General features: G+C 73.8%; 1 protein-coding gene. It reads left to right on the top strand.

Features of this window, described 5'->3' with window-relative positions:
* Positions 1-10: 10 nt before the first annotated feature.
* On the top strand, positions 11-10,264 hold the full coding sequence (locus KV557_RS23780) for a type I polyketide synthase (protein WP_218203488.1): 10,254 nt from the start codon (positions 11-13) through the stop codon (positions 10,262-10,264).
* Positions 10,265-10,298: the final 34 nt, after the last annotated feature.

The following is a 10,298-nucleotide window of genomic DNA, read 5'->3' as shown; positions in this document are numbered from 1 at the left end:
CGGAGCCCCCATGACCACGCCCCACGACAAGGTTGTCGCCGCTCTCCGGTCCTCGATGAAGGAGACCGAACGGCTGCGGCGGCAGAACCGCCAACTCCTGGCCGCCGCCACCGAACCCGTCGCCATCATTGGCATGGGCTGCCGGTACCCGGGCGGAGTCGGCTCGCCCGAGGACCTGTGGGACCTCGTGGCCTCCGGCACCGACGCCACCGGCGACTACCCGGCCGACCGCGGCTGGGACCTCACCGCCCTGCACGACGCCGGCACCGACGAGCGCGGCACCCGCGTCTCCCGGCGCGGCGGCTTCCTCGACTCGGTGTCCGGCTTCGACGCGGACTTCTTCGGGATCTCGCCCCGCGAGGCCGTCTCGACGGACCCGCAGCAGCGGCTGCTGCTGGAGACCTCCTGGGAGGCGTTCGAGCGGGCGGGCATCGACCCGACGACGCTGCGCGGCAGCCGCACCGGCGTCTTCCTCGGGACCAACGGCCAGGACTACGCCTACCTGCTGGTGCGCTCCCTGGCGGACGCCACCGGCGACATCGGCACCGGCATTGCCGCCGCCGCGCTCTCCGGCCGCCTCTCCTACACCCTCGGCCTGGAGGGCCCGGCGGTGACGGTCGACACCGCCTGTTCGTCCTCCCTGGTCGCCCTGCACTGGGCCGCCCAGGCGCTGCGGGCGGGCGAGTGCACGCTGGCGGTCGCGGGCGGCGTCAACGTGATGGCGACGCCGGGCTCGCTGCTGGAGTTCAGCCGGCAGGGCGGGCTGGCGTCCGACGGCCGGTGCAAGGCGTTCGCGGACGCGGCCGACGGGACGGGCTGGGCCGAGGGCGTCGGCGTGCTGGTGCTGGAGCGGCTGTCGGACGCCCGCCGCAACGGGCACCGGGTGCTCGCGGTGGTGCGCGGGTCGGCGGTGAACCAGGACGGTGCGTCCAACGGGTTCACCGCGCCGAACGGGCCGTCGCAGCAGCGGGTGATCCGTGCCGCGCTGGCCGCTGCCGGGCTGTCGGCGGGGGAGGTGGACGTCGTCGAGGGTCACGGGACGGGGACGCCGCTCGGCGACCCGATCGAGGCCCAGGCGCTGCTGGCAACGTACGGGCAGGGGCGGCCGGCCGGTCGGCCGCTGTGGCTGGGGTCGATCAAGTCGAACCTCGGGCACGCCCAGGCGGCCGCCGGTGTCGCGGGCGTGATCAAGATGGTGCAGGCGATACGTGCGGGTGTGCTGCCGAAGACCCTGTACGCGGACGCGCCGTCCTCGCGGGTGGACTGGTCGGCGGGCGAGGTGCGGCTGCTGACCGAGGCGCGGGAGTGGCCGGGGGACGAGCGTCCCCGGCGGGCGGGGGTGTCGTCGTTCGGGATCAGTGGGACGAACGCGCACGTGATCGTCGAGCAGGCGCCGGTCGAGCAGGCCGTCGCGGGTGAGGCGGCTGTTGCGCCGGGTGTGGTGCCGTGGGTCGTGTCGGCGAAGTCGGAGGCGGCGCTGGACGCGCAGCTGGCCCGGCTCGACGGGTTCGGCGGATCGCCGGCGGACGTCGGGCTGTCGCTGGCGGGGCGGTCGTGCTTCGGGCACCGGGTGGTGCTGGTGGACGGCGCGGAGATCGCTCGCGGGGTTGCGGTGGAGCGGTCGACGGCGTTCCTGTTCTCTGGGCAGGGGTCGCAACGACTGGGCATGGGACGGGAGTTGTATGCCCGTTTCCCGGTGTTCGCGGAGGCGTTCGACGCGGTGTGTGCGGAGTTGGACACGCACTTGGACCGGTCGCTGCGCGGCGTTGTGTGGGGCTCGGATGACGAGCTGCTGAGCCAAACCGCCTATGCCCAGGCGGGGTTGTTCGCGGTCGAGGTGGCGTTGTTCCGCCTGGCCGAATCGCTGGGTGTGCGGCCGGAGTTCGTGGCCGGGCACTCGATCGGCGAGGTTGCGGCGGCGCACGTGGCCGGGGTGTTCTCGCTGGCGGATGCCTGCGTGCTGGTGGCGGCCCGTGGGCGACTGATGCAGGCGTTGCCGGTCGGTGGCGCGATGCTCGCCGTGCAGGCGGCCGAGGGCGAAGTCCTGCCGCTGCTGGGTGAGTTCGTCTCGATCGCGGCCGTGAACGGGCCGTCGTCGGTCGTCGTCTCCGGCACCGAGGAGGCCGTCGCGGCGATCGAGGCGCACTTCGCGGACCGCAAGACCACCCGGCTGCGCGTCTCGCACGCGTTCCACTCGCCGCTGATGGACCCGATGCTCGACGACTTCAGGGACGTCCTCAACGGGCTTGCGTACCACGCGCCTTCGATCCCAGTGGTCTCCAACGTGACCGGCGAACTCGCGGCCCCGGAGCTGCTCCGCACTCCGGAGTACTGGGTGCGCCACGTCCGGGAGACCGTCCGCTTCGCCGACGGCGTCCGCGCCCTGCGCGCGGCCGGAGCCTCGGCCTTCGTGGAGCTGGGACCGGACGGCTTGCTGGCGGCCCTGGTCAACCAGGACACCGACGACCCGGTGGTCCCGCTGCTGCGCCGCGACCGGCCGGAGGAGCACGCCCTGGTCGCCGGCCTGGCCCGGCTGTACGCGGCCGGCGGCGCGGTCGACTGGGCGCGGCTCTTCGACGGCACCGGTGCCCGGCCCGTCGACCTGCCCACCTACCCCTTCCAGCACGAGCACTACTGGCCGACCCGGGCCGGCGGCGCCGGCGACGTCGCCTCCGCCGGGCTGCTGGCGGCGGACCACCCTCTGCTCGGGGCGGCGGTCCCGCTCGCCGGGTCGGACAGCATCGTGTTCACCGGCCGGCTGTCGCGCGAAGCGGCGAAATGGGAGGCCGACGGCGAAGGCGTCTTCCCGGCGACCGGATTCCTGGAGCTGGCGATCCGGGTCGGCGACCACGTCGGACGCGACCGGGTCGAGCGGCTCGCCCTCACGCAGCCGCTCGCCCTGGGCGCGGGCAGCGGCACGATGGTGCAGGTCCGGGCCGGTGCGCCGGACGAGGCGGGCGCGCGGACGGTGACGTTCTTCTCGCGCCCGGACGGACCGCTCGACGAACCCTGGACCGAGCACGCCTCCGGGGTGCTGACCACGGGAGCGCGGGTCGCCGACTTCGACGCGGCGGTCTGGCCGCCGAAGGGTGCGGTGGCGGACGGCGCAGGGCTCTGGCGGCGTGGTGACGAGACGTTCGTCGAGGCGGTGCTGCCGGGTGAACTGGTGGGTGAGGCTTCGGGGTTCGGTGTGCATCCGGCGTTGTTGGCGGCGGTGGTGCGGGCGGAGGGTCGTGGGCTGGTGCCGGTGGCGTGGTCGGGGGTGTCGTTGCATGCCTCGGGTGCGTCGGTGGTGCGGGCTCGGTTGGTGCGGACGGGTGCGGACACGGTGTCGCTGGCCGTGGTGGATGCGGCGGGCGCGCCGGTGCTGTCGGCGGAGGCGGTCGTGCTGGGCGAGCCGGCCGCCGCGACGGCGGGCGCCGGTGCCGTCGGGTCGCTGTTGCGGCTGGAGTGGGTGCCCACGCCGTCGCGTGTGCTTGAGCCTGTGCGGGCGGTGACGCTGGGTGTGGAGGTGGCGTCGCTGGCCGAGGTGGCCGATGCGGTGCCGGATGTTGTGGTGGTGCCCGTGTCGGGCGGTGAGACGCCGGAGGCCGTGCACGAGGCGACGGCGTGGGCGCTGGGTCTGGTGCAGGAGTGGTTGGCGGACGGGCGGTTCGCGGGTTCGCGGCTGGTGTTCGTGACGCGGGGCGCGGTTTCGGCCGGGGACGAGGTGACCGACCTTGTCGGCGGTGCGGTGTGGGGTCTGGTGCGGGCTGCGGAGTCGGAGAACCCGGGCCGGTTCGTGCTGGTGGACACGGACGGTGAGTTGCCGCTGGATGCGGTGCTGGCTGTGGGTGAGTCGCAGCTGGTGGTTCGGGACGGGGTCGTGCGGGTGGGTCGGTTGGCCCGCGCCTCGGGTGGCGAGCCTGCCTCGGGCTGGGGTTCGGGGACGGTGGTGGTCACCGGCGGCACCGGCGGTCTTGGCCGTCTGGTCGCCCGTCATCTGGTGGTCGTGCACGGTGTTCGGGATCTGCTGCTGTTGAGCCGCCGTGGTGGTGCGGGCGCGTTGGTGGCGGAGCTGGAGGAACTGGGCGCGTCGGTCGAGGTCGTGGCGTGTGATGTCGCGGATCGGGAGGCGCTGGCGGAGGCGCTGTCGGGTCGCACCGTCACGGGTGTGGTGCACGCGGCGGGCGTTCTGGACGACGGTGTGGTGACCTCGTTGACGCCGGAGCGGGTGTCGGCCGTATTGCGGCCGAAGGTGGATGCCGCTTGGAATCTGCATGAGTTGACGAAGAGTCAGGATCTCCGGGCGTTCGTGCTGTTCTCGTCGATCTCGGGTGTGATGGGTAGCGCCGGTCAGGGCAACTATGCGGCGGCGAACGTGTTCCTGGACACGCTGGCGCAGTGGCGTCGCCAACAGGGCTTGCCCGCCCAGTCGTTGGGCTGGGGCGCGTGGGTGCCCACCGCCGGTATGACGGGGACGCTGTCGGAGGCGGACCTGCACCGCATCCGCTCGTCCGGCGTCCCCCCGCTGACCGAGGAGAACGGCCTGGCCCTGCTCGACGCGGCGATGGCTGTGGACGAGCCCTACCTCGTGCCGATGGGCCGCCTGGCGGGTGGGGCACGTCCGCGCGGTGAGGTGCCGACGATGTTCCGCGCCCTGATGCCCGGCGGCCGTCGCACGGCTTCCGCCGTCGGCTCGGGGACCGTGACCGCGCTCGCCACCCGCCTGTTCGAGCTGCGCGAGACCGACCGGCTGCGGCATGTCGTCGACCTCGTCCGCACCGAGGCCGCGGCCGTCCTCGGCCACGCCTCCGCCCAAGCGGTAGCTCCTGGGCGGGAGTTTCGTGACCTCGGGGTCGACTCCCTGACCGCGATCGAGCTCCGCAACCGGCTCACCACGGTGACCGGCCTCCGCCTCCCGGCCACTCTGGTCTTCGACTACCCGACCCCGGACGCCCTGGCCGCGCACCTCCTCGGGGAACTCCTCGACGAGAGCGCCGACGCAAGCACCCCGGCCGCCGCGCTCGGCGCGGATGCCGGCGAACCCATCGCGATCGTCGGCATGGCCTGCCGGATGCCCGGCGGGGTGCGAACCCCCGAGGAGCTGTGGCAGCTCCTGGTCGACGGGCGTGACGGCATCTCCGACTTCCCGACCGACCGCGGCTGGGACCTGGACGCGCTCTTCGGCGCCGGCCACGGCGTCAGCGCCACCCGTCAGGGTGGCTTCCTCTCCGGCCTGGGCGACTTCGACGCCGCCTTCTTCGGGATCTCGCCGCGCGAAGCACTGGCCATGGACCCGCAGCAGCGGCTGCTGCTGGAGACCTCGTGGGAGGCGATCGAGCGGGCGGGCATCGACCCGACGACGCTGCGCGGCAGCCGGACCGGCGTCTTCGTCGGCACGACCGGGCAGGACTACGCCTCGCTGGTGATGAACTCGCGGGACGAGGTGGAGGGCCACGCGAGTACCGGACTGGCCAACAGCGTGATCTCGGGCCGTGTCTCGTACTGCTTCGGTCTGGAGGGCCCCGCGCTCACCATCGACACCGCGTGCTCCTCCTCGCTCGTGGCCATGCACCTCGCCTCGCAGTCCCTGCGCAGCGGTGAGTGCTCGCTCGCCCTGGCCGGAGGCGTGACCGTGCTGTCCACACCGATGAGTTTCCTCGGCTTCACCCGGCAGGGCGGGCTGGCGTCCGACGGCCGGTGCAAGGCGTTCGCCGACGCCGCCGACGGGACCGGCTGGTCGGAGGGCGCCGGCGTGCTGGTGCTCGAACGGCTCTCGGAGGCCCGCCGCAACGGGCACCGAGTGCTCGCGGTGGTGCGCGGCTCAGCGGTGAACCAGGACGGCGCCTCCAACGGTCTGACCGCGCCGAACGGTCCGTCCCAGCAACGCGTGATCCGCCAGGCCCTGGCGAACGCCGGGCTGTCGCCCGCCGAGGTGGACGCGGTCGAGGCGCACGGCACCGGTACCACCCTGGGCGACCCCATCGAGGCGCAGGCGCTGCTGGCGACGTACGGGCAGGAGCGGTCGGCGAATCGTCCGCTCCGGCTGGGGTCCGTGAAGTCGAACCTCGGCCACACCCAGGCGGCGGCCGGTGTCGCGGGCGTCATCAAGATGGTGCAGGCGATGCGCGCGGGCGTGCTGCCGAAGACCCTGTACGTGGACGCGCCGTCCTCGCACGTCGACTGGTCGGCGGGCGCGGCCGAACTGCTGACGGAGGCGCGGGAGTGGCCGGAGGCCGGACACCCTCGGCGCGCGGGGGTGTCCTCGTTCGGGATCAGCGGGACGAACGCGCACGTGATCCTTGAGCAGGCGACGTCGGCGGAGGATCCCGTCACGGAGGTTGCCCTCGCGTCGGGCGTGGTGCCGTGGGTGGTGTCGGGCGCGTCGGAGGCGGCGCTGGACGCCCAGCTGGCCCGGCTCGCCGGATCGGTCGGGTCGCCGCTGGACGTCGGCTTCTCGCTGACGGGGCGGTCGCGGTTCGGGCACCGCGCGGTGCTGCTGGACGGCGTCGAGGTGGCCCGGGGGGTGGCCGGCGAGCGGAGGCCCGCCGTGCTCTTCTCCGGTCAGGGCTCGCAACGGCTCGGGATGGGACGGGAGTTGTACGCCCGCTTCCCGGTCTTCGCGGAGGCGTTCGACGCGCTGTGCGCGGGGCTGGACGAGCACCTGGAGCAGCCGCTGCGCAGCGTCGTGTGGGGTGAGGACGAGGACCTGCTGAACCAGACGGCGCACGCCCAGGCCGGGCTGTTCGCGGTCGAGGTGGCGCTCTACCGGCTGGTCGAATCCCTCGGCGCACAACCGGAGTTCGTCGCCGGCCACTCGATCGGCGAGATCGCCGCAGCTCACGTCGCGGGAGTGTTCTCGCTCGCCGACGCCTGCGCGCTGGTCGCGGCCCGTGGACGCCTGATGCAGGCCCTTCCGTCCGGCGGTGCGATGCTCGGGGTGGAGGCCACAGAGGACGAAGTCCTGCCGCTGCTGGGCGAGTTCGTCTCGATCGCCGCCGTCAACAGCCCCTCCTCGGTCGTCGTCTCCGGCACCGAACAGTCCGTCGCCGCGATCGAGGCCCACTTCGGCGACCGCAGGAGGACCCGGCTGCGCGTCTCGCACGCCTTCCACTCGCCGCTCATGGACCCGATCCTGGACGACTTCCGCACGCTCCTCGACGGCCTCACCTTCTCCGAACCGACCCTCCCGATCGTCTCCAACCTCACCGGCGACCTCGCCGGCCCCGACCAGCTCCGCACCCCCGACTACTGGGTGCGCCACGTCCGCGAGGCCGTCCGCTTCGCCGACGGTATCCGCACCCTCAGCGCGGCCGGAGCCACGGACTTCCTGGAGCTCGGCCCCGGCGGGGTGTTGGCCGCGCTCGCCGAGCAGAGCCTCGCCGAGGAGGCGGGCTGCGTCGTGGCCCCGACGCTGCGCGCGGACCGGCCGGAGGAAAACAGCCTGCTCGCGGCGCTCGCCCGCCTGCACGTCGTCGGCGTGCCCGTCGACTGGGCCCGGCTGTTCGACGGCACCGGCGCCCGCCGGATCGACCTGCCCACCTACGCCTTCCAGCACGAGCGCTACTGGCCCGCCCAGGCCGCCCGCACGGGCGACGTGACCGGCGCGGGCCTCAGGCCGGCCGGGCACCCGTTGCTGGGGGCGGTCGTCGCGCCGGCCGACTCCGCGAGCGTGCTGCTCACCGGCCGGCTGTCGCTGAAGGCGCAGCCGTGGCTGGGCGACCACCGGGCGGGCGGCGTCGCCGTCTTCCCTGCCACCGGGTTCCTGGAGCTGGCTGTCCGGGCGGCGGACCAGGTGGGCTGCGACCGGGTCGAGCGGCTCACGCTCGCCGAGCCGCTGGTGCTGCCCGAGGACGGCGCGGTCGTCGTCCAGCTCGTGGTCGGGGCTCCGGACGACGCCGGGACACGCCCGGTGAGCTGCTACGCCCGGCCGGAGGACACGTCGGAGAGCGCGTCGGAGGACGCGCCGGACGGACCGTGGACCTGCCACGCCACCGGAACGCTGGCGACCGGCGAGCGCACGGCCGACTTCGACGCCTCCGTCTGGCCGCCGAAGGACGCGGTGGCCGTGGACCCGGAGAGCTGCCACGACCCGCTGGACCACGGCCCGGCGTTCCGCACGCTCCACGCGGTGTGGCAGCGGGGCGGCGAGGTGTTCGCCGAGGCCGTCCTCCCGGGCCGGGTCGAGGACGCGGCGCCGTTCGGGCTGCATCCGGCGCTGCTGGAGGCCGCCGTCCAGGTGGCGGGCCTGACCGGACCGGACGACGGCGAGCGGCTGGTGCCCACGGACTGGCGCGAGGTGGCACTCCACGCGACGGGCGCGGCCGTGGTGCGCCTGCGCGTGGCCCGGGTCGGTGAGCGCGCGGTGTCGGTCGAGGTCGTGGACGCGGCGGGCGGGCCGGTGCTGTCGGCGGAGTCGCTGACCTTGGGCGAGCCGTCCGCCGTCTCCCAGGCCACCGGTGTGGCGGGCTCGCTGCTGCGTCTGGACTGGGTGCCCACGCCGTCGCGTGCGCTTGAGCCTGTGCGGGCGGTGACGCTGGGTGTGGACCTGGCGTCGCTGGACGAGGCAGAGGATCTCGTGCTCGTCCCGGTGCCGAAGGGAGAAACGCCGGAGGCTGTGCACGAGGCGACGGCGTGGGCGTTGGGCCTGGTGCAGGAGTGGTTGGCGGACGGGCGGTTCGCGGATTCCCGGCTGGTGTTCGTGACCCGGGGCGCCGTGAAGGCCGACGCCGAGGACGAGGTGTCGGATCTCGTCGGCGGTGCGGTGTGGGGTCTGGTGCGGGCGGCCGAGGCGGAGAACCCGGGCCGGTTCGCCCTGCTCGATGTCGAGCACGACCCGGACGCCATGGCCGCACTCCCCGTTCTCTCCGCTCAACTGGGCGGTGGTGATTTCCAGTTCGTGGTCCGGGGTGATTCCGTCCGGGTGGGCCGGCTGGCCCGGGTGCCCGGCGGTGAGTCGTCCTCGGGCTGGGGCTCGGGGACGGTGGTGGTCACTGGCGGCACGGGTGGTCTTGGCCGCCTGGTGGCCCGGCATCTGGTGGTCGTGCACGGTGTACGGGATCTGCTGCTGTTGAGCCGGCGTGGTGGCGCCGGCGCGTTGGTGGCCGAGTTGGAGGAGCTGGGCGCGTCGGTCGAGGTCGTGGCGTGTGATGTCGCGGACCGGGACGCTCTGGCGGAGGCCTTGTCGGGCCGGACTGTCACGGGCGTGGTCCATACGGCGGGCGTTCTGGATGACGGTGTGGTCACGTCGCTGACCCCGGAGCGGTTGTCGGCGGTCCTGCGGCCGAAGGTGGATGCTGCGTGGAATCTGCACGAGTTGACGAAGGGTCAGGACCTCCGGGCGTTCGTGCTGTTCTCGTCGATCTCGGGTGTGATGGGTAGCGCCGGCCAGGGCAACTACGCGGCGGCGAACGTGTTCCTGGACACGCTGGCGCAGTGGCGCCGCCAACAGGGCCTGCCCGCCCAGTCGTTGGGCTGGGGCGCGTGGGTGCCCACCGCCGGTATGACGGGGGCGCTTTCGGAGGCGGACCTGCACCGCATCCGCTCCTCCGGCGTTCCGCCGCTGACGGAAGAGAACGGGCTGGCCCTGCTCGATGCCGCCATGGGCATCGACGAGCCCTACCTCGTGCCGATCGGCCGCGCCGCCGGCCCGGCCAGGATGCCGGGCACGGTGCCCGCGCTGCTGCGCGGACTGGTCCGAGGCGCCCGCCGGGCGGCGGAGTCCACCGGCGGCAGGACCGGGACGGTCGCGGCCCTCGCCGCCCGCCTGCGCGAGCTGCGCGCGACCGACCGGGCGCGGCACGTCGTCGACCTCGTCCGTACCGAGGCCGCCGCCGTCCTCGGCCACGCCTCGCCGCGGGCCGTCGCCGCCGACCGAGACTTCCACGACCTCGGCATCGACTCCCTCACGGCCCTGGAGCTGCGCAACCGCCTCACCGCCGTCACGGGCCTGCGCCTCCCGGCCACCCTCGTCTTCGACTACCCCAGCGCCGCCGTCCTCGGCGCGCACCTCCTCGGGGAACTCCTCGACGAGCAGGAGGCCGCGGACGGCGCCGCGCTGCTCGCCCAACTCGACCGCCTCGACGCGGCCCTGGCGGACGGGGACACCGACGGGGCGACCCGGAACGCGGTGGCGCTCCGACTGCGCCGAATGCTGGAGAAATTGCGAAACTCCGACGCGGAGAATGCCGAGGACGCCATTGCGGAGCGACTCGAAGCAGCGAGCGCGGACGAGGTCTTCGCCTTCATCGACCACGAGCTCGGCCGTCTGACCGACCGCTGACCAGACTCGCCTCATCACAGGAAGGCACCACCCC

It is taken from the genome of Kitasatospora aureofaciens (assembly GCF_019192735.1).
In the GTDB taxonomy this organism is placed as follows: domain Bacteria; phylum Actinomycetota; class Actinomycetes; order Streptomycetales; family Streptomycetaceae; genus Kitasatospora; species Kitasatospora aureofaciens_A.
This window is presented reverse-complemented; position numbering and strand designations above follow the sequence as displayed.